Source organism: Roseibium denhamense (assembly GCF_009711415.1).
Lineage (GTDB): Bacteria > Pseudomonadota > Alphaproteobacteria > Rhizobiales > Stappiaceae > Roseibium > Roseibium denhamense.
This window is the reverse complement of record NZ_SMLZ01000112.1, coordinates 200,361-222,456: the sequence shown is the minus strand read 5'-3', so window position 1 is coordinate 222,456 and position 22,096 is coordinate 200,361. Positions and strand designations below refer to the sequence as shown.

21 protein-coding genes are annotated in these 22,096 nt (G+C 58.0%); 6 read left to right on the top strand and 15 right to left on the bottom strand.

Annotated elements, in window-relative coordinates:
• Nucleotides 1–25 precede the first annotated feature (25 nt).
• The 3 genes from hemA (at nt 26) to puhC (ending at nt 2,422) form a co-directional block, all read left to right on the top strand.
• Nucleotides 26–1,243: a 5-aminolevulinate synthase gene (gene hemA / locus E1180_RS16305; RefSeq protein WP_155192577.1), complete on the top strand. Its 1,218-nt coding sequence runs from the start codon at nt 26–28 to the stop codon at nt 1,241–1,243.
• Between the two features lie 75 nt (nt 1,244–1,318).
• Nucleotides 1,319–1,873 carry an isopentenyl-diphosphate delta-isomerase gene (gene idi / locus E1180_RS16300; protein ID WP_244314090.1) on the top strand — a complete coding sequence of 185 codons (555 nt, stop codon included), beginning with the start codon at nt 1,319–1,321 and terminating at the stop codon, nt 1,871–1,873.
• Between the two features lie 96 nt (nt 1,874–1,969).
• Entirely contained in the window at nt 1,970–2,422 is a 453-nt protein-coding gene (gene puhC, locus E1180_RS16295; protein WP_155192574.1) for a photosynthetic complex assembly protein PuhC, read from the top strand.
• A gap of 772 nt (nt 2,423–3,194) precedes the next feature.
• On the opposite strand, the gene pufM is transcribed toward puhC, so the two are convergent.
• The 11 genes from pufM to E1180_RS16240 all read right to left on the bottom strand — a co-directional run bounded on the left by pufM (nt 3,195) and on the right by E1180_RS16240 (nt 13,142).
• The gene (pufM, locus tag E1180_RS16290) at nt 3,195–4,115 is read right to left on the bottom strand and encodes a photosynthetic reaction center subunit M (protein ID WP_155192571.1); all 921 of its coding nucleotides are present in this window, start codon (nt 4,113–4,115) and stop codon (nt 3,195–3,197) included.
• 10 nt (nt 4,116–4,125) lie between these two features.
• On the bottom strand, nt 4,126–5,016 hold the full coding sequence (gene pufL / locus E1180_RS16285) for a photosynthetic reaction center subunit L (RefSeq protein ID WP_155192570.1): 891 nt from the start codon (nt 5,014–5,016) through the stop codon (nt 4,126–4,128).
• Between the two features lie 147 nt (nt 5,017–5,163).
• Nucleotides 5,164–5,364, bottom strand: a complete 201-nt coding sequence (gene pufA / locus E1180_RS16280) for a light-harvesting antenna LH1, alpha subunit (protein ID WP_155192567.1) — start codon at nt 5,362–5,364, stop codon at nt 5,164–5,166.
• A 30-nt stretch (nt 5,365–5,394) separates the two neighbouring features.
• Nucleotides 5,395–5,541: a light-harvesting protein gene (locus E1180_RS16275; protein ID WP_196220620.1), complete on the bottom strand. Its 147-nt coding sequence runs from the start codon at nt 5,539–5,541 to the stop codon at nt 5,395–5,397.
• Nucleotides 5,542–5,672: 131 nt separating this feature from the next.
• The gene (locus E1180_RS16270) at nt 5,673–5,906 is read right to left on the bottom strand and encodes a hypothetical protein (RefSeq protein ID WP_155192564.1); all 234 of its coding nucleotides are present in this window, start codon (nt 5,904–5,906) and stop codon (nt 5,673–5,675) included.
• Nucleotides 5,907–5,952: 46 nt separating this feature from the next.
• Nucleotides 5,953–7,398 (bottom strand): chlorophyllide a reductase subunit Z, encoded by a 1,446-nt coding sequence (gene bchZ / locus E1180_RS16265; protein ID WP_155192562.1) that lies wholly within the window; start codon nt 7,396–7,398, stop codon nt 5,953–5,955.
• Nucleotides 7,392–8,969, bottom strand: coding sequence for a chlorophyllide a reductase subunit Y (gene bchY, locus E1180_RS16260; protein WP_155192560.1), 1,578 nt, complete (start codon nt 8,967–8,969; stop codon nt 7,392–7,394). The genes bchZ and bchY overlap by 7 nt, the downstream gene beginning before the upstream one ends.
• Nucleotides 8,970–8,984: 15 nt before the next feature.
• Nucleotides 8,985–9,992, bottom strand: a complete 1,008-nt coding sequence (locus E1180_RS16255) for a chlorophyllide a reductase iron protein subunit X (protein WP_196220619.1) — start codon at nt 9,990–9,992, stop codon at nt 8,985–8,987.
• Nucleotides 9,989–10,930: a chlorophyll synthesis pathway protein BchC gene (bchC, locus tag E1180_RS16250; RefSeq protein ID WP_155192558.1), complete on the bottom strand. Its 942-nt coding sequence runs from the start codon at nt 10,928–10,930 to the stop codon at nt 9,989–9,991. Before bchC ends, E1180_RS16255 begins: the two co-directional genes overlap by 4 nt.
• A 108-nt stretch (nt 10,931–11,038) precedes the next feature.
• Nucleotides 11,039–12,247: a methyltransferase gene (locus E1180_RS16245; RefSeq protein ID WP_208997187.1), complete on the bottom strand. Its 1,209-nt coding sequence runs from the start codon at nt 12,245–12,247 to the stop codon at nt 11,039–11,041.
• 25 nt (nt 12,248–12,272) lie between these two features.
• Complete coding sequence (locus tag E1180_RS16240) at nt 12,273–13,142, bottom strand: polyprenyl synthetase family protein (RefSeq protein ID WP_155192557.1); 870 nt, start codon at nt 13,140–13,142, stop codon at nt 12,273–12,275.
• 80 nt (nt 13,143–13,222) lie between these two features.
• Between E1180_RS16240 and crtD the strand changes: the two genes are divergently transcribed.
• Both crtD and E1180_RS16230 read left to right on the top strand, forming a co-directional pair.
• Entirely contained in the window at nt 13,223–14,842 is a 1,620-nt protein-coding gene (gene crtD / locus E1180_RS16235; RefSeq protein ID WP_196220618.1) for a 1-hydroxycarotenoid 3,4-desaturase CrtD, read from the top strand.
• Nucleotides 14,737–15,696 carry a carotenoid 1,2-hydratase gene (locus tag E1180_RS16230; protein ID WP_208997186.1) on the top strand — a complete coding sequence of 320 codons (960 nt, stop codon included), beginning with the start codon at nt 14,737–14,739 and terminating at the stop codon, nt 15,694–15,696. Before crtD ends, E1180_RS16230 begins: the two co-directional genes overlap by 106 nt.
• Before the next feature lie 53 nt (nt 15,697–15,749).
• Here the strand turns inward: E1180_RS16230 and E1180_RS16225 are convergent, their stop codons facing one another.
• The 3 genes from E1180_RS16225 to E1180_RS16215 all read right to left on the bottom strand — a co-directional run bounded on the left by E1180_RS16225 (nt 15,750) and on the right by E1180_RS16215 (nt 19,455).
• Nucleotides 15,750–16,934, bottom strand: coding sequence for a phytoene/squalene synthase family protein (locus E1180_RS16225; RefSeq protein ID WP_155192554.1), 1,185 nt, complete (start codon nt 16,932–16,934; stop codon nt 15,750–15,752).
• The gene (locus E1180_RS16220) at nt 16,931–18,496 is read right to left on the bottom strand and encodes a phytoene desaturase (protein ID WP_283404646.1); all 1,566 of its coding nucleotides are present in this window, start codon (nt 18,494–18,496) and stop codon (nt 16,931–16,933) included. The genes E1180_RS16225 and E1180_RS16220 overlap by 4 nt, the downstream gene beginning before the upstream one ends.
• A 179-nt stretch (nt 18,497–18,675) precedes the next feature.
• On the bottom strand, nt 18,676–19,455 hold the full coding sequence (locus E1180_RS16215) for a hypothetical protein (RefSeq protein WP_155192549.1): 780 nt from the start codon (nt 19,453–19,455) through the stop codon (nt 18,676–18,678).
• Nucleotides 19,456–19,507: 52 nt separating this feature from the next.
• Here E1180_RS16215 and E1180_RS16210 point away from each other — a divergent pair, with 52 nt between their 5' ends.
• On the top strand, nt 19,508–20,914 hold the full coding sequence (locus E1180_RS16210) for a cytochrome P450 (RefSeq protein WP_155192547.1): 1,407 nt from the start codon (nt 19,508–19,510) through the stop codon (nt 20,912–20,914).
• On the opposite strand, the gene E1180_RS16205 is transcribed toward E1180_RS16210, so the two are convergent.
• Nucleotides 20,871–22,085 (bottom strand): ATP-grasp domain-containing protein, encoded by a 1,215-nt coding sequence (locus E1180_RS16205; RefSeq protein ID WP_155192544.1) that lies wholly within the window; start codon nt 22,083–22,085, stop codon nt 20,871–20,873. The two genes, E1180_RS16210 and E1180_RS16205, sit on opposite strands and share 44 nt — an antisense overlap.
• Between the last annotated feature and the right edge of the window lie 11 nt (nt 22,086–22,096).

Below are 22,096 nucleotides of genomic sequence, written 5' to 3'. Positions count from 1 at the left end.
TTGAGTAGGGAGAGGGACTTACGTCATGGACATCTTGAAACATATGGAGACTGCTCTCTCCGATCTGCACGAAGCTGGAAACTACCGGGTGTTCGCCGAACTGGAGCGCCATTGCAACGAATTCCCGAAGGCAACGTTTTATGAGGCTTCGGGTGACACACGGGAAGTGACGGTCTGGTGTTCCAACGACTATCTCGGGATGGGACAAAACCCAATCGTGACCGACCGGATGACCGAAGTTATCCGGAAATGCGGTGCCGGTGCCGGTGGAACCCGCAATATCTCGGGCACCAATCATTATCACGTTCTCCTGGAGCGTGAGCTGGCCGATCTGCATGCCAAGGAAGCCGCACTGATCTTCACATCGGGCTATGTGTCGAACTGGGCTGCGCTGGGAACGCTTTTGTCGAAGATTCCGGGGATCATCGTCTACTCGGATGCGCTCAACCATGCCTCGATGATCGAGGGCATCCGCCATTCCAGATGCACAAAGCGCCTGTTCCGCCACAATGATCCGGAGCATTTGGCTGAGTTGATGGCCGCCGACGATCCGGCAGCGCCGAAACTGGTCGCATTTGAGAGCGTTTATTCGATGGATGGCGACATTGCTCCGATCGAGGCAATTTGCGACGTTGCGGACAGGTTCGGTGCGATTACCTACCTCGACGAAGTGCATGCGGTCGGAATGTATGGTCCGCGCGGCGGCGGCGTTGCCGAGCGCGAGGGCCTGATGGATCGCCTCACGGTGATCGAGGGAACGCTGGGCAAGGCTTTTGGCGTGATGGGCGGCTATATAACAGGCCCCGAAGTGCTTATTGATTTTGTGCGCTCTTTTGCCTCCGGGTTCATCTTCACGACCGCTTTGCCGCCCGCGCTGGCAGCGGGGGCAACGGCCTCAATCCGCTACTTGAAGGACCACGAACTTGAGCGTCAAGCCCACAAGGCAAATGTCGCCAAGGTCCGCAGTGCCCTGAATTCCAGGGGTATTCCGCATATGGACAATCCCAGTCATATCGTGCCGGTCATGGTCGGCAATGCATCCAAATGCAAATGGATTTCCGATGTGCTCCTGAGCGATTTCGGCATATACGTGCAGCCGATCAATTATCCGACTGTTCCGGTCGGGACAGAGCGGTTGCGGATTACGCCGACGCCCTTGCACACTGAATCCGATATCCGGCACCTGACCGAAGCCTTGTGTTCCTTGTGGTCGCAATGTGCTCTTGCCCGGGCCGTGGCCTGACCGGTACGATTTCCGGAAAGGACAGTTTGAACTCAAGATAAGGGGCACGGGCCCCGTAAAGCGATGAACAAGCCCTTGATAATTCCTGCAGTGGCGGCCGACGGATCGTATTATCCGGTCGAAAAATTGCAAGCGCATATGGACGGAGTGCTCCATCTGGCGGTTTCGGTTTTCGTCTTTGACGGCGACCACCTGCTGATCCAAAAGCGCGCGGCCGGCAAGTACCATTGCGGCGGACAATGGGCGAACACATGCTGTAGCCATCCTCACTGGGATGAATCCATCGAGAGCTGTGCCGAGCGCCGTCTAACCGAAGAACTTGGCTTTACGCTGCCGCTGGTCCGGCATCAGACAGTTGAGTACGAAGCAAGTGTTGGCGAAGGGCTCAAGGAGCATGAACGTGTAACCTTGTTTAGTGCGCGAACAGACCGGACAGCGCTTGCTGTGAAACCAAACCCCGAGGAAGTCGAAGAGGTGCGGTGGATCACGGCTGGTGAGCTGCACGCCGAGGTCGCGGACAATCCAGAGGATTTCACGCCCTGGTTCCGCATCTATCTGCAGCGGTTTCCGGAATTTGATTTCCTGAATCAGCAAGCGGTAAATCGGGACCGGTCTGCCGCCCAAAGCTGATTGATTATTGACGGGTCGAGCATCTTGGGGCGCTTCCGGACTAAACGCCCGATGCTCTAACGACCGGGCACGGTAAAACGCGGTAAGGAGGCCGTCATGGCATTGGCAAAGCAATCTCAAAACAGCCGTCCGATCTTTCCAAAAAGCTTTCTTCTTTTGGTCGGTGCACTTCTGATCGCAAGTGTCACGATTGTCGTGTTCAACACGTCACCTGGGACGCACTTCCAGGACCGGCTGGCTCTTGGTGAAGCCGTGCAGGAACGGGAAATAGTAATTAGCCAGAAAGGCATGGGTGTGATCGATATCTTCGATGCGCAAACGGGTGCCAAGATCGCTGTCTTCAATGACAAGAAGGGTGGATTTGTCCGCGGCGCCATGCCAGCGCTGAAGCGGCTCCGCCTTGTGAACGACGTTCCGCAAGATGAACCCTACAGGCTTGTTCAGTGGGAAAGCGGTGGCCTGACGCTTGAAGACACTGCTGTGAAAAAACGCTTCTACTTGAATGCGTTTGGGAAAGACAACGCTGCATCCTTTGCGTCTCTTCTTTAAGGCGCCTTGGGAAAAGGATGGTCCAACTCCGGTGCTTTCTTGGCATTTTATGAGCCAAAGAAAGCCATTGGATCACGCCCATGGCCTAACAGTTATTCTGATGTCCGGTAGCAGCGTGCATCTCATTTTTTCTGAGGAATCTTCGGTTTTCTGCGGGTTTAACCGCCATGGGAGAACGTGGGCAATGACACCGGAAAAACGGCGGACCCTATTACTGCTCGGGCTGTTAAACGGAGCTAGCCTCCTTGGTCTGATGGCCGCGAAACCCACTTCCCACCTTATTTCCAAACGTTAAAGCCAAACCAAACCGCTAGCGCGTAGCCGGTGTTTCCAAGTCCGGTAGGGTGCATCTCCGCGCAGTCAGAGCCGCCTGCAATTTTGATGGCTGGGATATTTTGCTCAGCGGCTGAAAAGCCAGGGAGGCCTGGGAAACATCGAGATCCCGGCCCAGAAGGCCATCAGCGGAACGGTTTGGCGGGCGATGGTTCTCCGCAATCAAACCGGGCATTCTTTCAATTCAAAAGATAGACGCCGCTATAAAGATGGATCAACTTTGCGCGGTAAGCGTTTCGTGTTTTGGAAGCCGACCTAAACCTGGGATGTAGCACCTTGCAGCTGCATGTGTTTGCCGACTAGGCGCTGCACTAAAAACTGCCGGGGGTCCTACCGGCATGTTTTTGGCCGGGCCCGGTGCCGAAGAAACAACGGCGACCAGGTTTTTGAAACCTGGCCGCCGCCGAAAATCTTGAAATGGTTCAGATGCTTGCCGGTCTTACTCCGGTGCCAGCCCGTGCTTGATGCCCCAGGCAAACCAGTCATCAACCACGGTGCCTGTCAGCAGGATCCCGATCCCGCCTGTGATCGGGCACAAGACCGCAAACCACCAGGCCCATCTGTGAACGGATTCCATAGTTGCGTTGAAGCCCATGGTCCAGCGCCAGAAGAGTGCTGCCCGCTCCGACGCGGTGCCCCGGTCATAGATCTGCTCAATCTCGCGCTCACCGCCATATCGGCCGACCGCTAGAATGGTTGCCCCGTGCATGGCGAACAACAATGCAGAGCCATACAGAAAGACGATCGAGAGCGCATGGAAGGGGTTGTAGAACAGGTTTCCGTAAGTGAGCGAAAACAGGTTCGTCCAATCCAGGTGGCTGAAGATGCCGTAGGGAACCGCCTCCGACCACGAGCCCAGCATGAGCGGCCTGATAAAGCCAAGGACAAGGAAGAGCCAGATGGCCGCCCCAAAGGCAATCGGAACATGCATGCCAAGTTCCAGCGCCCTTGCCCGGCGGAAGAGGTGAAGCCACCAGGTCAGGACCGAGACCGTCAGGAACAGGCCGGCGATTGTATGCCAGCCGCCCCGGTCCAGAGGAGCAAGGCCCATACCGAATTCAGCATTCGGCGGCTCAAGAGACAGCCAGAACAGCTGGCGCACGAACTGGTTTGGATCCCAGCCGACCTGAGCCCAGAAGTTCAGGCCAATGATCATGAACGCGATCGTTCCGGAGGCCAGGGCGACAATGGCGGTAAAACCGATATAGATCGGGCCGAATTGCGCATTGCCGAACCGTCCGACCAACCGGCTGACGGTAGCCCCCGTCGTCCGGTCATTGTCTCCGTGAGGAAGGTCCATGCCTTCCTCGATCGGGCCATCCACTTGGACGACTGTGACCATATTGTAATATGTTGCCATGGTTTTCTCCTCACAGTCCGAACTGGATGTCGCCAATCTCGCGGACGAGATCTTCCTGCGCGAAGAACGGCAGTTCCAGCCACCAGTCCCACCAAACGACCCAGCTGTCATCCCAAAGGGGTCCGCTGATCACAATGCAGACAGCACTCCAGAACCCCGCGTTCAAGGCCAGGAAAAGGCCGAGGCGGTGAATGCCGAGCGTTCCCACGGAATAGCCGATGATGTCGCGGAAGAACGTATCTTCATATTCCGGCGCCTTGACTTCTGCCTGCTTGTTTCCGCCTTCGAGTGAGCGTCCGGGATTGACCGCCGACAGGATGAGGCCGCCATGCAGCGCCAATGCGAGCGTCGTCGTAAAGAAGAACGTGATCGCAATCATATGGGCCGGGTTGTAGTGAAAGTTGCCATATTGGTATCCAACGGCATATACCCAATCCAAATGGGTGAAGATGCCGTAGGGAAATCCGTGGCCCCAGGCCCCCATAAGCAGCGGGCGGAAAACGACCAGGGTCACATACGCAAAGACGGCTGTCGCAAAGGCGATCGGTACATGGTAGCCGATGCCCAGTTTTCGGCAGATTTCGACCTCTCGCAAGGTCCAGCTGCCAAATGCGCCGATTGCGCAGATGGTTATGATCTGCCAAAGGCCGCCTTCCATCATCGGGGCGAGTGCGAGCCCGTATTCCAGTGGCGGCGGGTCGATGCTTATCTGCCAGATGTTCCAAGTTGGTCCGAGCGCCGCGCCATACAAGATGAGCCCGGTTCCCAGGATTGAAAAGAATACTGTCGTGATGCCAAAGAAGCCGACGTAAAATGGGCCCACCCAGAAATCGAACAAGTCACCGCCGATTAGTGTGCCCCCGCGTACGCGGTACTTCCTCTCGAAGCTGAGCAAAGCCATAGAATCCTCCTTAGCCGCGATAAACCTCTGCGTTGGCTGCGGCTAATCATTGAAAGCAAGGCTTGGTGACGGAGAGCGCCAGACTGAACGCAAGCGCGGGTCCTTATGCGGCCTCCGCCACCGATGATGTTGAACCGGGCAAGCCTGCTATACGAGAGCAGACGGCTCGGTTGGATTGACCACTTCGATTTGCGCGTTGCCGCCGCCCCACGGTCCGGGTTGTTCCAGCCAGTTGTACCTTTCGGTGCTGAGCAGAATGAAATGAATCAAGACTGCTAGGCTGAACAGGAAGACCGTAAGAAGGACGAGCACCCGGCGCGGATCGAACAAAAGCCACATTTTCCACATGTCTTCAGATCCTTGTTTGGAGTGAGCTCGTCAGAGCCACGGTTTGTAGAGCCACATCGAAATGTGAGCGAGGAAGGGAGCGAGCGACATTGCGATCGCACCTTTCACAAAGAGCCGGTGAAACTCCTGTGCTTCCTCACGTGTAAGACCGGTAAGGGTCTCCTGGTCCGAAGCCATTTGCATGACCTCCACTTCTTGCCTTTCGGCGGTTACCGCGCAGAACCCTCGCGGCGGGGTCTTGGTCAAGCCGGTTGGAGGGGCTCACCAAGCATTCGCCAATACAGGAGCACCGGCGAACGGCAGCGGGATTAAGCGTGAAACGCATATCCCAGTGCGGCGTATGCCGAAGCCTTGGCTTCGGCGTATGCGGATTGCGTGGTTCCCTCGTGAGGGCCGAAAATCCGGCCGATACGGCCGAGGATTGTTGAGGCCAGGCAGAAGGGGAACACCAACAAAAACAGGCGCTTCATCAAGAGCCGCTGGGATTCCCGCTCCTGCTGGCGGCGGCTGCCTCCCGGTCCGGTATGTGTGGTGGAAATCATCTGTCTTCCTCCCTGGTGGCCGATGGGGTTTTGAGAATCTGAGCGGTCATGCCGGTGCCCCCTCCTTGCGGGTGACCCGGTTGAGCTGATCGAGCGTGACTTCCGCAGAATTGTCCTGGCGGGCCTGCCGTTCAGCGGCTTCACGAAGCCGTTTCGCCGCGGAAATGCGAACCAGAACCGGTTCCTGATTGACCAGTGCCTCAAGAGCGGATTGTGCGTCTGCGTGCCACGGCATTTGAGAATGCGGGCGGGCGTTTGTCGCCTCGATCGCATCCAGTTCGCTTGCCTTCGGCAGGATTTCGAAAAGCATGTCGAACAGAGCGTTGCAGATTTCCTGAATCAGCCAGCAGGCGCCGGAATAGCCCATTACCGGGGTGCCCGTGTGCCGGCGGACGATGGCGCCGGGGTAGGAAAGCTGGATAAATTTGCCGCGGGCGCCGGCCTCGGCCATGTACATGCGCTCATTGAACGAGCCGAACATCACCATGGGTGGTTTGCTGGCTGTTAGCTCGGCAACTTCGGCGTTATCTGTTTTGGAACCCGCCTTCCGGGCAACCGCGAAGGCACACGGCAGACCCATTTCCTCTTCAAGGAAGTTCTGAAGACCGCGCACGTATGTTTCGTTGGCAACCACTGCGAAATTGGCTGTGGCAAAGAAATCCTGGGTTACAGACCGCCACAGATCCCAAAGTGGTTTCAGCGTCGTATGTTTTTCCCGCTCAATGAACGGCTCCGGATCAAGGTTCAGGATTTCGCCGAGTTTGCGCAGGAAAGCCGTGGTTGAATGGATGCCGATCGGGGCCTGCAGATAGGGGCGGTCGAGAGTTTCGCACAACAGTCGCCCGAATTCCCGGTAAAGACAGATGTTTGCATCCGCATCCGCAAGCTTGCGAATGTCTTCCACATGGCTGCTGAGCGGGAAGATCATGTTGATTTCCGCTCCAAGACCCTCGACAAGGCGCCGGATCTCATGGAGGTCGGACGGCATGTTGTAGGTGCCGTAAATGGGGCCAATAATGTTGACCCGCGGCTTTTCGCCCTCTTTGCGTTTCCGGGGCTTGGGCACGCGTTTCGGGCCGAACTCCGTCCAAAGCCATTTCAGGGCGCGGTCAGCGCTCTGCCATTGATCTTCATCGATGGTTCTTGGCAGGAACCGCTTGATGTTGGAGCCTTCAGGCGTGACGCCGCCGCCGATCATCTCGGCGATGGATCCGGTGACGACAACGGCCGGCAGGTCCGGATCAAGAGCTTCGCGGGCGCGCTTCATGGCGCCTTCCGTGCCGTGCTGCCCCAGCTCTTCCTCGGCAAGGCCGCTGACCACAATCGGTAATTCATGTGGCGGCAAGGCATCGGTGTAATGGAGAACCGAGGTCACGGGCAGGTTTTCGCAACCGACAGGGCCGTCGATGATCACCTGCAGGCCCTTGATTGCCGTGAATGCGTAAACACTTCCCCAGTAGCCACCGGCCCTATCGTGATCGAGGATCAGCATCCAACGCTCTCCCCGTTATCAACCGCATTGCGGGACTTCGCGACAGACTTGGCGTATTTCGTGCGATAGCTGCTATGGTCGTCTGGGACGTCCTGCCAGATACCGGCCGTATCGCCGTGACCGACACCGCTGAAGAAGTCCTGCATTTTCAGGAACCGGTCCTTATTAGCCATCGCTGTCGAGATGACGCCAGGCAACGAGGCGGTTCCAGCCGGTCCCATTAATGGGCGGGCAGAAATCAGGTTGGTGAAGTAAAGGGCGGGTGTGGCCTTTTCCTTAGCCTTTTGAACAACCGGAGTCGTCCCGATCGCAAGGTCAGGGTCAAACTCCTCAAAAGCTGCAAGATCCTGCTCCAGGGATGCCCGGAACTGGACGGTGACACCATGGGCTTCAAGCCATTCTGCATCAGCGGCGCTAAAGGGTGTCTTCGGACAGGCCGTTCCCACATAGCGGAGATCAGCTCCCAGTTCGACAAGGAGACGGCCAACCAGAAGCTCCGACCCCTCATAGCCTGAAAGCGTAATCCGGCCGTCGATCCGGTTCTCGCGCAACATGGCGGTGATAGCGCCGCGCATGGCGTTGCGGCTGATATCGGTCTTGGCAGCCGCTACACCGCAGCTCTCGCCAATGGCAGCCAGCCAGGCATCGGTGCCTTCAAGTCCGACCGGAGCCGATCCGACAATACTCCGGCCCGCAGCCTGAAACTCCCGGAAAGAGGCGGTGTAGAATGGATGGATGGCTGCAACGGCTGCGCAATCGAGCGCTGCATAGAGTTCACGCCACTCCCGCACCGGAACGGTTGGTCCGGCCGCAAGACCCATGGGCTCCAGCATGTTGCCTATGACAACCGGGTCAGCTGGGAACATTTCCCCGACAAGGGTTACGGTCGGCTTGTCTTTCACGCCGTCGCGCGGTGCCAAGACCGGCCCTTCGGCAGCTTCCTGACGGGCATAGGCCAGCATGGCGCCAGACAGCACGTCCTTCGCCTCGGCGTGGGTCGGCACGCCGAAGCCTGGAACATCAATTCCGACAATACGCACACCATCGATTTCCCGCGGCAGCATTTGCAACGGGACACCGGAGGCGGTCGGGACACAAAGGTTGGTCACGACAACTGCATCGAATTTCGCCGGGTCCGCCATCAGTTGAACGGCTTCGACGATATCTTCAAAGAGTTTGCCGGTGACCAAAGTCTCTGAATTGAACGGTACATAGCCGACAGAACGTTTTGCGCCATAAAAATGGGACGTGAAGGTTAGGCCATAGACACAACAAGCCGATCCGGAAAGGATTGTGGCTGTGCGGCGCATGCGCAGGCCGACGCGCAAGGATCCGAAGGCCGGGCACATGGACTGCGGCTGATCGTGCGGCCCTTTGGGATAGTCTGCCTCCAGCCGGTCCATCAACGCATCATTGCCGGCACTGCGGGCCGCAGCCTTGGACAATTCCTGGCCGCCATGGCAGCCGGCGGCGGGCGCCGAGGTGCTATCTGCCAAATCAATCACCGGCTGGCTGGAAACCGGATCGGTTCCAACGGCTTCGGTGTCCAGCGATTTGGGATAAGTGTCCATGGTCCGGTCTGGTCCTCAAACGGTGTCGTAAATCACTTCCAAGGATGGTTTTGCAGCCGCCCCGGCTGCGCACATGTCCTCTGGAGTGGCTGGGGTCAGAACGAAGTCGGCACCGGTTTCGCTGGCATCGAACAGGCCAAGCAGGCCATCCTGATCCAGCGGCGCGGGAAGGACTGGCGGCGCTTCTGCAAGATTTATCGAAAGGGCTTCAAAGAGCGGCGCCCAAGCACCGCCGGGCTTGCCAATAATCTGATAATTTGCGCTTTTCCGGCGGATGTCCTCGTCCTGAGGGATGGAGGCCAGAACCGGAATGCCGACGGATTTTGCAAAGGCCTGTGCTTCGCCGGTTCCATCGTCCTTGTTCACGACAAGGCCAGCCACACCGACATTGCCGCCGAGCTTGCGGAAGTACTGAACGGCAGAACAAACATTGTTCGCAACGTAAAGCGATTGCAGGTCGTTGGAGCCGACCACGACCACCTTCTGGCACATGTCGCGGGCAATCGGCAGGCCGAAGCCGCCGCAAACAACGTCCCCCAGAAAGTCGAGAAGGACGTAATCAAAATCCCAATCGTGGAAGCCGAGTTTCTCCAGGGTCTCGAAGCCATGAATTATGCCGCGTCCGCCGCAGCCACGGCCGACTTCAGGGCCGCCAAGTTCCATGGCAAAGACGCCGTCGCGCTTGAAGCACACATCCGAGACGGTGACTTCGCTTCCCGCTTCCTTGGCAGCGGATGCAGTCTGGATGATGGTCGGGCAGGCGCGCCCTCCGAACAAAAGCGATGTTGTGTCGCTTTTCGGGTCACAGCCGATCAGAAGAACCTTCTTGCCGAGCTGGGCGAGCATGTAGGACAGATTGGCGAGCGTGAAACTCTTGCCGATGCCGCCCTTCCCATAGATGGCGATGATCTGCGTTTCCTTGGTGACCGGACCGGTCGCAGGGGCATCCGGTTCAATGGCCGCCTCGTCCCGGAGGAAGTCTTGCATCTGGTAATTCCGGCTTGTTGGATTTTCCAGGATCATGCGGCTTTCCTCCAGTCGATGACCATTTTCAGGCAGGCCGGATCTTCAAAAGCGGTCTGATAGGCTGCTTCGGCGTCGGTCGGGGCGGCGGAGTGGGTCACAAGCCCGCCAAGAGACAAACGGCCAGCCGTCACCAGATCGAGGACGGCCTGAAGGTCGTCAGGTTTAAATTCAGAAGACAGGAGCACGGAGATTTCCCGCATGAATGCTGGCGGGAAGGCAAAATCGACGCGCTCGCCGTAAAAACCGGCCAGCACCAGGGTTCCGCCTTTTGCAAGCCATCCGATTGCAGAATCCAGCGCTGAAAGGCTGCCGCTCGCATCAATAATGGTGTGTCGGGGCACCGAGTGATCGGCAGCACCCGGGTCAAGAACCTCGTAGCCATCTGCGCCATGCCGGCGCTCGGGAAGAGTCTCCAGAACCTGCGGGGGTTCCTGTCCGAGCGCGCAGGCAAGCCGTGCCATCAACCGGCCGAGAACGCCGTGTCCGATAATCAGGTCCACAGGGCGTTCGGCCCGGATAAGGGCATGATGCGCCGTTGCGGCCAACGCAAGCAGGGGGGCGTCTTCCAGATACAACTCCGGTACCAAGATCGTGCGCGCGCCGGGAATGACCAAGCGGTCAGCCGTTGCCCCGAACAATCCCGCAGCCCCTTCAAAGCAGGATGCGCCAGGAACGAAGACCGTGTCACCGACCTTGCGGCCGGAAACCGGGCCTGCCTTGATAACCCGTGCGACGGATTCGTAGCCTGGTACAAGCGGATAGGTCATACCGGGAAATCGCGGCATGGAGCCGTCGAAAAGCATTTTCTCGGTGCCGGTTGAGATCCCGCTGACCACTGTTTCGACCACCACATCAGCAGCTTGCGGCGCAGTCAGCGCCAAACGTTTTACAGTCAGCCTGCCGGGTTGTTCGAATACGATTGCAGTGGTGTCCATTCTAGTGCCTCCCGCACAGCGGATCCCGCGCTTAGTAGTGTCATTTTAGATTGACGCATTTGAGTGTCAATTATTATTTACACTTACGCGGCCGGGTTCTTGTTGTTTTTACCGTTCCGCAGTGACAAGAGTGGCCAGTAAAGGGTTGGTTGTTTTGATGGTTTTCGGGCGGCGGAAGCCCGCTTCGGTTAGAAGCAACCGAATTTCCGTATCGCTCCGGCATCGGCCGGAACCCATGGCGAGAAAATACATGCTGAAATAAACGGCGGCCAAACGGGCGCCTTCAGAGGGGCCGGCCATTGCCTCCGCGATCACAAGCCGCGTGCCCGGCTTAAGAGAGCGGTGGAGATTGGACAGGATCTGCCGGACGCGGTCGTCGTCATGATCGCACAGGATACGGACAAGGCTGACACATTCAGTCTCGTCCGGAATTCGATCAGCGGTGAAATCACCGCCATGCACCGTACTTCTCCCGCTGAGACCGCGCCGTTCAAGATTGTCCCTGGCAAGGTCTGCAACAACAGGCAGATCAAACAAGTGAAGATTTAGGTCCGGGTGCTTTTTTGCGCAGTGGGCCAGAAAACTGCCATCGCCGCCGCCAATATCGAGCAGCGACCTATGCCATCCGAAATCGTAAGCCGCCAGCACGCAATCAGCCAGCATGGCCTGGCTGTGATGCATCAGTGACGAATAATCCGCCGCCGTTTCAGTGTCGATTTCGTCCAGGTGAGTGTGGCGTACATAAGCCCAGTAGGATTTGAGACGGGTCTCGGTTTCAGGGGCCGCAAGCAGCTGATCCGGTTGCTCCAGATCACGGTAGAAAATGTCATGGTGAAGTATCATTGCCTGAATGCCGGGATCGGAGGCAACGACAGCTCCGGCGTCGTTGAGCATCCACAGGCCGGGTTCAATCTCGACAATGAACTCGAGGCGCTCGGCTTGCCGCAGCAACAGTTGCATGCGCTCAAGCCCCAGCCGGCTGCCATCGGCAAGGTCCGCGCTCGTCTTGGGCCCTTCCATAAGTGCCTGGAAAATATTCATTTTCACGCAAGTGTTCAGAACCTGCGTGAAAATGAAGCCGCCCGTTATCCGGAACAGGGCATTGGCCTTGCGGTTTGCAAACGCTCTCAGCCCCGGAATTCGCATCATCCAGGCACGGACCTCTTCGGAGGCGACCAGGGCATTGCGCCAAGTGCGGAATTTGATCGCAAGCGAGCCCGCAAGGCTGCTCGCGACCGGGGGTGGAGTGATCGGTGAGAGTTCCAGATGGGCAGAATGGCCGGATTCGCGCGTTAAAGATTTGCCGCTGAAAGCCACGAGCGTCTGTCTCCGTCTTCCCGTATCAGGCAGCGCTTGCGGCCAGCTTTTTTGGCATCAGCCGCGTTGCTTCTTTCCGGATCATGGCCTGCAGCATGTCTGCCCCTTCACAATCCGGCACAGCATCGGCGGCTTGATGGACCAGCTCATGAAGTCTCTTCAAGGCGCCTTCAACGCCAAGTTCCAGGGCAACATTCGGTTTACCGTTGAGCTGGTCCTGGCCTGCGGGTTTGCCCATGCTGCCGGTCTCGCCCATGGCGTCATAAAGGTCGTCGGCCACTTGATAGGCCGCCCCCAGCGCATCTGCGAGCGCGAACCAGTCGAGCGGATTGCCGCGGGCTGCAATCGCGCCGCAGGAAACGGCGCCTGTAAACAGGGATGCCGTCTTGGCGCGGTGATAGGCCGCAATGTTGATTTCCGGCTCGCTTTCCCAGGCTTGACCGGCCACCAATCCGTAAGGCGTTCCAACAGCATTGGCGACAGTCGAGATGATTGGTGCGGTCAGGTCCGGCGCATGCTGGGTTTCGCGCGCTATCGTCTCAAAGGCGGAAACGATCAGGCCGTCCCCAACAAGAAGTGCGATTTCTTCACCGTACTCGACATGAACCGAGGGTTTCCCGCGCCGGGTGTTGGCGTTGTCGAAGCATGGCATATCATCATGAACCAGGGAGGCGCAGTGGAACAGTTCCACGGCCGTTGCGGCCGCCGTTGCGGCTTTCGGGTCCCGGTCGCCGCAGGCAAGGGCGACGGCCAGGCACAGCCGTGGCCGTATCCGCGCGCCGCCAGGAAACACGGCATAGCGGAGCGCCTTGGATAGCTTGTCAGGGCATCCATTTGCGGTTGCGTGGCGGACTGCAGTTTGCATTCCGGTTTCGATGCGATCCGACAGGTCCATGAGGTTACTCCCCAATTCGACATGGATGTCTAATTGATTTGACGCTATACTGTAAACTTAGAGTGACACATTGCGTATCAATGTCAACTTTGAGGACGTGTCTCCTGGCTGAGAATGCAAAAAACCAAGTCGTCGTGATTGGCGCGGGTATGGGCGGGCTGGCCGCAGCCTTGCGGTTGGCGGCAGCGGACATACCGGTGCTGGTGATCGAGGCAGGGCAAACACCGGGCGGGAAAATGAGACAGGTCCGTTCCGGCGGTCGCGGGCTCGACGCAGGACCAACCGTCCTGACAATGAAATGGGTATTTGACGGCTTGCTGGCGGCCTTCGGAACCAGCCTTGAGGGGGAGGTCCGGCTTCAAAAGGCGGATCTTCTTGCCAGGCATTACTGGCAAGAGGCGCAATCTCTGGATTTGTTTGCCGAAGTGGCTGAAACGGCGGACGCGATCGGTCGGTTTGCGGGCAAAAAGGATGCCGACGGCTATATCCGCTTTGCCGCGGACAGCAAACGCATCTTTGAGCTTCTCAAGGACACGTTTATTGATGCGTCAAAACCCAATCCTGTTTCGCTCTCAAGCCGTGTCGGCTTTCATAAGAGTGCAGATCTCCTTGCCTTGAAACCGTTTTCAACGCTGTGGTCGGCGCTGGGCGACTATTTTTCTGACGCCCGGCTGCGCCAATTGTTCGGGCGTTATGCCACCTATTGCGGATCGTCGCCTTTTTCAGCACCCGCCACGTTGATGCTGGTCGCGCATGTGGAGCAGGCAGGTGTCTGGATCCCGGAAAAAGGAATGTATTCCGTCGCCGCAGCCCTGGCGGATCTCGCCGGAAGGCAAGGCGTCAATTTCATGTACGGCTCGCCCGTCGAGGCCATTTTGACGGATAAGGGCGGCAAGCATACGAAAGCCGTGCGTCTTGCGAGCGGAGAAACCATTCCGGCAGACCATGTACTCTTCAATGGGGATGTCAGTGCCCTGCAGGACCTTGTTCAAGGCTCGGCCCAACGGCATCACCCGAAAACAGCTCCCTCCAAGCGCTCCCAATCGGCATTGGTAACCTGCGGACTCGCTGTACCCGATGGCGTGCCGCTGGCCCACCACACGGTATTCTTTTCAAATGACTATGAGGCCGAGTTTCGTGCGGTCTTCAAACACCGGGCGGCCCCCGAAGACCCGACGGTCTATATCTGTGCGCAGGACCGTTCGGCCGAGGGAAACCTTCATGGAACCGCCCCGCCAAACGAGGCTGAGCGCATCTATTGCCTCATGAATCTGCCGGCCGATGGGGACCGGCACAGCTACACATCCGGTGAATTGGACCAATGCCTAACAGCAATGCACCGCCGTTTGGCGGCCAACGGCCTCCTACTGCACGGCGACCGCAAGGCGGAGGTCCTGACGCCTCCGGATCGTTTCAACAGTCTGTTTCCGGCGACCGGCGGGGCCCTTTACGGCCAGGCATCTCACGGATGGATGGCATCGTTCACCCGCCCAGGCAACCGGAGCAAGCTCAAGGGCCTGTATCTGGCGGGGGGCAGCGTGCATCCGGGGCCCGGAGCTCCCATGGCGGCCCTGTCGGGCAAAATCGCAGCGGAGTGTCTCATCGCGGATTTGGCTTTGACCGGCCGGTCCCGTCCGGTGGCTATCAATGGTGGTACGTCGACGCGATCAGCGACTGCGGCCGTCACGCCCTCACGGTAATCGCCTTCATCGGATCTGTCTTTTCACCCTATTATCATTGGTCCGGACGCCGCCAGCCGGAAAACCATATTGCGTTCAATGTGGCTCTTTATCAGGCGGCCGGGCACATTTGGGCCATGACAGAGCGGGGAACGGCGAGCCTTCACCGGGATCAGGCATCCTTGCGGATTGGCCCGAGCGGACTGACCTGGTCGGGTGGAGAGCTCGTTCTCGATTTCAAGGAAACGGCACTGCCTTGGCCCGGACAACGGATTGTACCAAAGGCCTTTTCGGGTCAGATCCGCCTGACACCGGAAGTTACGCATGACCGGGAGATTGTCCTTGATCCTGAAGGACGACATTTGTGGTGGCCTGTTGTGCCGCAGGCGCGGGCGGCCCTCGAATGCGATCTGCTGCCGGACGGAGGCTGGCAGGGGGAAGGGTATCACGATCAAAACTTTGGGACGCAGCCGCTCGAAAAAGACTTTAGCCGCTGGGATTGGGCCCGTGGGCGCGCGCCAGATGATACCACGCTTATCGTTTATGATGCGCTGAGCCGGTCCGGGGCGCAGACAACCCTAGGATTCGCGTTTTCGCCGTACGCAGGGATTGAATCGTTTGACCCTCCGCCAAATACGGCATTACCGCGTGGCTTATGGGGGGTGAGCGGCGGCGTGCACTGTGAGGAAGGGTATCAGCCCAAACGGCTTAAAAAGCTGGAGGATACACCCTTCTATACGCGGTCTCTGGTCGAGACCAAGTTGCAAGGGCAGACCCTGAACATGATGCATGAATCTCTTGATTGCAGGCGTCTTGCAAACCCGCTGGTGCGCCTGATGCTGCCCTTCCGGATGCCCAGGCAGATCTTCAGGTAATCAGTGGGATGCGCAGATGCCGTGTGTGGCCTTATCGACCGGCACCGCCATCTTCATGCAATGTTTTCTGCGCGCTGGCGGGCCGCCAGTTTCTGGTGCCGGAGCTGCTGCTGACTGTCCTTTTGCAACCGGATCAGGATTGTCAGGAAACGCTCCAGATTCGTATCATCTGGCACAGTCTCGGGGCACTGTTGCTGTGCAATCCTCCGGATCTTGAAGGCTCGCGCACCGGCGTTGACAAGCCGCGCCGCCGATGGGTCAGCATCGGAGTGGAACATTGCACTGGCAGCGCTGGCCTGTTCGATTGCCGCCCTCCGGGCCTTGACCAGAAGCGCGAGCTTCCGCGCATTCGTCGTAAAGGCGCGCCGGGTTACGCTGTCATAACCGCTCGCGCGGACTTCCGCGCCGATCTCCTCATAAACAAGGGCGGCGGTCCGGATAGCATGCCGGCAATTGGCGGGAAGGGCTTCAATACCGGCATGGCCGAGCCGGTAATGGTGGTCCGCCTCGTTCAGCAACCTTTTTACAACCCGCCCAAGCGCCGGGGAAAATTCGGGATTTGCGAGGAATTCGTCGGCGTCCAGCCCCTCGTCACGCATCCACTCCGACGGCAGGTAAATCCGGCCATTCCGGGCGTCCTCGCCGACATCCCTGGCGATGTTGGTGAGCTGCATGGCAATGCCCAAATCAGCCGCCCTTGCAAGCGCATTGCGGTCGCCGGTCCGCATGACCAGCGCCATCATCAGGCCAACAGTCGCCGCGACGCAGGTTGCATAATGTTTAACGTCGTCAATGGTCGTGTAGCGTGCTCCGCCGATATCGAGGGCGAAGCCATCGAGCAATGCATCCGGGATACACTTTGGGATCGCATAATCATCAACGGTTCTATGAAAGGCCCGGTCGCAGGCATAGTCTGCAGGCTTTCCCTCGTAGATAAGGTTCAAACGGCCCCGCAATTGATCCAGCGCGCGGCCGTCCGAGCGTGGATCGTCGATGAGATCATCCGAATGGCGGCAAAACGCATAAAGAGCCCTTGCGGCTTTTCTGGTTTCGCCGGGCAAAATCAGCGAAGCCAGATGGAATGATTTCGATCCTTTGCGGATGGCGGCTGCACAGGCTTTCAAATCACTTTGGTGTTTTGCCAATGCCTGCTGTTGTGCAGCTGGCGAAATGGAGGCGGCCGCATGGACGGCAAAAGGTCCGTGCCCATCAAGTGTGCCTTGTAATACGCCGGTCATACCTGCGCCTCCGAGTTTGATTTTGATGCCATTAAGTCTGCTGGATCCGGGGCAAGTTCAGCAACAATCTTGGCCGAACAGACGACGCCTGGCAGGCCTGCTCCGGGATGGGTGCCTGCGCCGCACAAGAAGAGGTTGTCCAGTTCCTCGCTCTTGTTGTGCGGGCGGAACCAGGCACTTTGAAACAGGTTCGGCTCAAGGGAGAACGCTGCCCCTTGCCAGGACAGGAGCCTGTCCCGGAAGTCCAGCGGCGTGGACACGCGCGAGCTGACAATGTGTTTCGATAAATCCGGAAGAAGGGTCGCTTCAAGTTCGGCTTCGATCTTTGCCCGGTAGCGTTCAGCCGTTGTGTCCCAATCGGCATTCCCTTTCAGATTGGGAACGGGACTGAGCACGTAAAAAGCATCACATCCTTTAGGGGCGACGGATGGATCATTGGCGGATGGGCGGTGCAGATAGAGACTAAAGTCTTCTGCCAGAACCTTGTTTTTGAAGATGTCCTGGAGCAATCCCTTATAACGCGGCCCAAACAGCATCGTATGGTGCCCGACATCGTCATACTGACGATCCGTACCGAAGTACCAAACGAACAGACCCATGGAATAATCCTGCCGCTCAAGTTTCCCATCCGACCAACGGCGGCGCGGATGGTCTTTCAAGAGTTTTGCATAAGTCGTTGCCGGGTCTGCATTTGAGACCACGATGTCCGCAGAAACGGTTTCTCCCGATGCCAGCCGGACACCGGTCGCCCGGCGCCCGGATGTGAGAATGCTGTCGACTTTTTCGCCGAATCGAAGCGTTCCGCCATTTTTGTCCACTAGGCCGGCGATCCCGCGCGCCAGAGCATTTGTTCCGCCCATGGCGTAGTGTACGCCGTGCTTGCTCTCCAGATGGGCGATCAAACAATAAAAGGATGTGGTGGTGAAAGGATTGCCGCCAATCAAGAGCGGATGGAACGAGAAAACCGATCTGAGCCTGTCGTTCTTGAAGTGCTTTGAAACAACGTTGTAGACGGATCGGTATCCGCCGAGCCGGATCAGTTTTGCGAATGTGCTGAGCGTGAATGGAAGACTGTGAAACGGCTGGTCGGCGAGTTCCAAAAAGGCGTACTCGTATATTTCCTTGCTTTCCGCCATGAAGCTCCGGTAGCCCTTGACATCCTCCGGCTCAATCTTCGCAATTTCCGCTTCCATGGCGTCTTTGTCTGCGGAGTAGGTGAAGAATGTACCGTCTTGAAACCTGATTTTATAAAAAGGCTCGTTCGGGCGTATATCGACGTCGTCGGACAGGGTCCCCCCGCAAGCTTCCCAGAGTTGCTCAAACAGCCAGGGCGCGGTGATGATGGTCGGACCAGCATCAAAGGTAAAACCGTCCTGTTCAAAGGCGTAAGCGCGCCCTCCTGGCTTGTCGAGCGGGTCGAAGATCGTGACTTCGTATCCCTTCGCCCCAAGTAAGGCGCCGACCGCCAGGCCGCCAACCCCAGCGCCAACGACAACCGCCTGCGGCCTGGTGGAACTGATCGGCTTGGGGGCCGGAAAATCAAATCCCTGGACTACGTTCACGCCAGAACTCCTGTTGCTGCTGGCCTGTGCTTTCAAAGCTTCGGGCGGATCATGCCGCCGGATTGGTTTGGATCAGCCGCATCCGTCGATCGCCGCTGTCAACTATGTGAAGTCTGGAGCTTCACTTGTGTAAAATTTAGTTTACACTTTTCTCCGCAAGTGAGAAGGGCCTTGGCGGATTATTCCGCCGCATCCAGGTCCAGCGACGGCCTTGTACGAGGATTGGCCGTCCGTTGAGTGAAGCGCCGGGAAACCTTATGCCGATGGTAAATGATCAGTGCGAGGCCAGTCACGAGCGGAACAGCCCAAAGACCAGGAGCAAGGGCAAGCTCAGGCATCAAGCGAACGGCGCCGAAGGCAAAAAACGCGGTGTAAACCGATATACCCGTGCCGATAATGGCCTTGATATGCTCCAGCAGCCACTCGATGGGGGAAGGGGCTGTCTTGGTCAGAAACCAGACATTGGTTGCAACGGTCGCGAACCCAACCATCGAAATGCCGATCATCATCGGTTGAGCGATCAAAAAGCCTTGCAGCGCGCAATTGGCAGACGCTGCGAACAAGGCAGCCTGAAGTCCCCAATTCAGTGCCGTCTGATTTTTTCGCTGGTCCCGTTTGTTTACCGCACAGCGCCAGCCATACCAGGTGAGATTGATGGTCAACAGGCCGAGATAAAACATCATCCATCCGAAAATACCACGCACCAGCACCGGATCGGAAAAATCCGGATGATCAACAAGGTGCGGATGTGTCGGCATGGGGGCGATCAGGGTCAGCGTTGCCATCATCATTGCAACCGTGCCGGTGATCAGCATGAGAATGGAGAACAGCCGGCCCCACCATCGGTGGCGTTCGCCGCCTTTTTGCGCAAACACGGGGATCCAGAAACCAATCAGCCCGGGGGCACCCGTCGTGATGTGAATGGCGATCAAAACGACAAAAAGGTCATGTTCGGTCATGCGCCTGGCTCCTCTGTAAGGACAACCGGTGGACAAATGGAAGGACATAGTCATGGCCGCGGTTGAGACATATGTTCCGCCCCGCCCCTCGCGGCTGCCGCCGGTCCTGGCTTTGTTGCGCACCGTTTGGCATGGCGATGGCGACCTGCTCAACTTGCTGCCGGGAGCTGCCTTTTCGATGGCGGCCGGGGAGCTGGGGTATTCGAGGCGTTCGATCAAGTTGTTCAACGATCCGGAGCTGGTCCGCCGCATCTTGCTCGATCCGGAGGGTATTTTTCCCAAGAGCGATCTCATGGTCGGTGCCTTGGAGCCCTTGATCGGGGACTCCATTTTCGTGTCCGACGGCGCCAAGTGGCGGCGCCAGCGCGCCATGATCGACCCGGCCTTTTCCAAGATGCGGCTGACCCATGCCTTCGGTGCGATGGTCGAAGCGGTGGACGATTATGTGAAGCGGCTGCGTGAGAGCGCGGCCCGCAACGAAGTCCTGTCTCTTGACCGGGTCATGAGCGAACTGACCGCGGACATTATTTGCCGGACTGTCTTTTCCACCTCGCTGGATACCGGCATCTCGCGTGATGTTTTCGATGATTTTGCGGTTTTTGAGCGCGGTGTTGCGCAGGTGAAAATCTGGCGGCTGATTACTGATCCTGCTTGGGCGGATGTCCCGCAAAACGATGATGTTCTGGCGGCCTGCAAGCGTATCCGCCATCACCTGGGAAGTCTGATCGACACCCATATGGGGGATGATGCCGGCCAGTTTGATGACATTGCCAGTGCCGTCATTGCCGCCCGGGACAGCGAAACCGGTGAGCCATTCACACGGGAGGAGCTGATTGATCAGCTCGGTGTCTTTTTCCTGGCTGGCCATGAGACGACTGCCAGTGCCCTGACTTGGGCGTTTTACTTGCTGGCAATGTGCCCGGATGTTTTGCGGCGGTTGCGCGCGGAAGTGAATGACACGACTGGGGGGCAGGATTTGACCTTTGAGGCGACCCGCGCGCTGGGCTACACGCGCGCGGTTTTTCGCGAAACGCTGCGCCTTTATCCGCCCATCACCTTCTTGCCGCGCGTTGCCACGCAAAAGACCCGGATCGGCCGCTACAAGGTTCGCAAGGGGGCCCTCTTGATGATTTCTCCCTGGACGTTGCAGCGCCACGGGAGTTATTGGCCGGACCCGGACCGGTTCGATCCGGAACGCTTCTTGCCGCCCCAGGAGCAGGACATCATTCAGGGCGCTTACATTCCATTTGGTGCGGGGCCGCATACCTGCGTCGGCGCCGGTTTTGCGGCTGTTGAAAGCGCGCTGATCCTGGCACGGCTGACGCGTGAATTCGACTTTCTGCCGGAAGACGCGGCAAATGTCCGGCCGGTTGCAAGGCTGACTACCCGGCCTGCGGAGCAGATTTTTGTGCGCCTCAAGACCCATGAGCAGTCACCTGTTGTGCAGGACCGGGCATAGAGCTTGTAGTGTCTTCGGGCCCGGTTTTTGGCCAGGCAATATCCAGTGTTGCGGCTTCTCCGAAGGTTTTTCCTGCGAACAGAACCTGTTTCAGGACAGGCCAGGATGAGAACGTCATCAGGGGAAACGGAAGCGGATCGCGCGCTGACCACAAGACGTCGCGCGCACTGAACATGGCTTTGGCGCGCCGAAGCATTGTCTTGGGTTTAAAGACGCTCCCATAGACCTGGAGAAGGGTTGTATGTCCTTCTTGATACCGTCTTTTGGATTTTAACCGGACCGGTGAAGCATCGCTTAGATCCAGAATGGCACGCGCAAGATCGCCATGTTCCATGAAGTGAATGCCGCTGGTAAGGCGCGGGTTGCACTCAAGCGGCCATGGGGTTCCCGCCTTATCGACAATGAAATCAAAGGCGAGAAAGTTGGAGTATTTGCCCGCCTTGACAAAATCGGCGACCCATTGCGCCACCTGCGGGACGTCCCCGATTTGTTGAAAACACACCGCGACGGTGCCGGAGAAAACCAGTCCCTCGTAAGTGACATGCGCCAGGATCTTGCCCTCATGGCAAAGGCTGAGAGTGCTGACTTCCCGTCCATAAATACGTTTTTGGAAGATCGCTTCGGGGTCATTGAAAAGATTGTCCGGGACATCGTCCGGCATCAACATCTGCATTTTCTGCCCCGAGCAGCCGATGCGGGGTTTGAAAACGCTGGGGGCCGTTCCGGCTAATGCCCGGGCCCGTGGGTCTGTCGCCAAAAACGTTTCCGGCGCCGGGAGCCCGGCCGATGCTGCCATGGCATTGAAACCGTATTTGTCGTGCAGATCCCAAAGAGTGCCGTGTTGATTTGAAAATAGCCGTGTGCTGGGCGGCAGCCGCTCCGCGAGCAGTGTGACATGCAGGGCTTCTTCCGAAACGGGAATAACCAGGTCCACCTGCTCTGACGTGATGATGTTCAAAAGGCAGTCGAGATAAGCCGTTTGATGGGTCGCAGGTGATGGCGTCCGGTAGCATGCGTCGACGGCATTGGAGGGCCGGCTCAAGTGCCAATTGAATGGATCGGCTATCAGGACCCTGCAGCCAGCACTGTCTAAGGCCCTGGCGAGTTCCAAGGCCTTTGGAAGCCGTCCAAGTGTTAGCAAAACAGTTTTTCGGACCTTTTCCGTCGGCACCTCTCCATTCT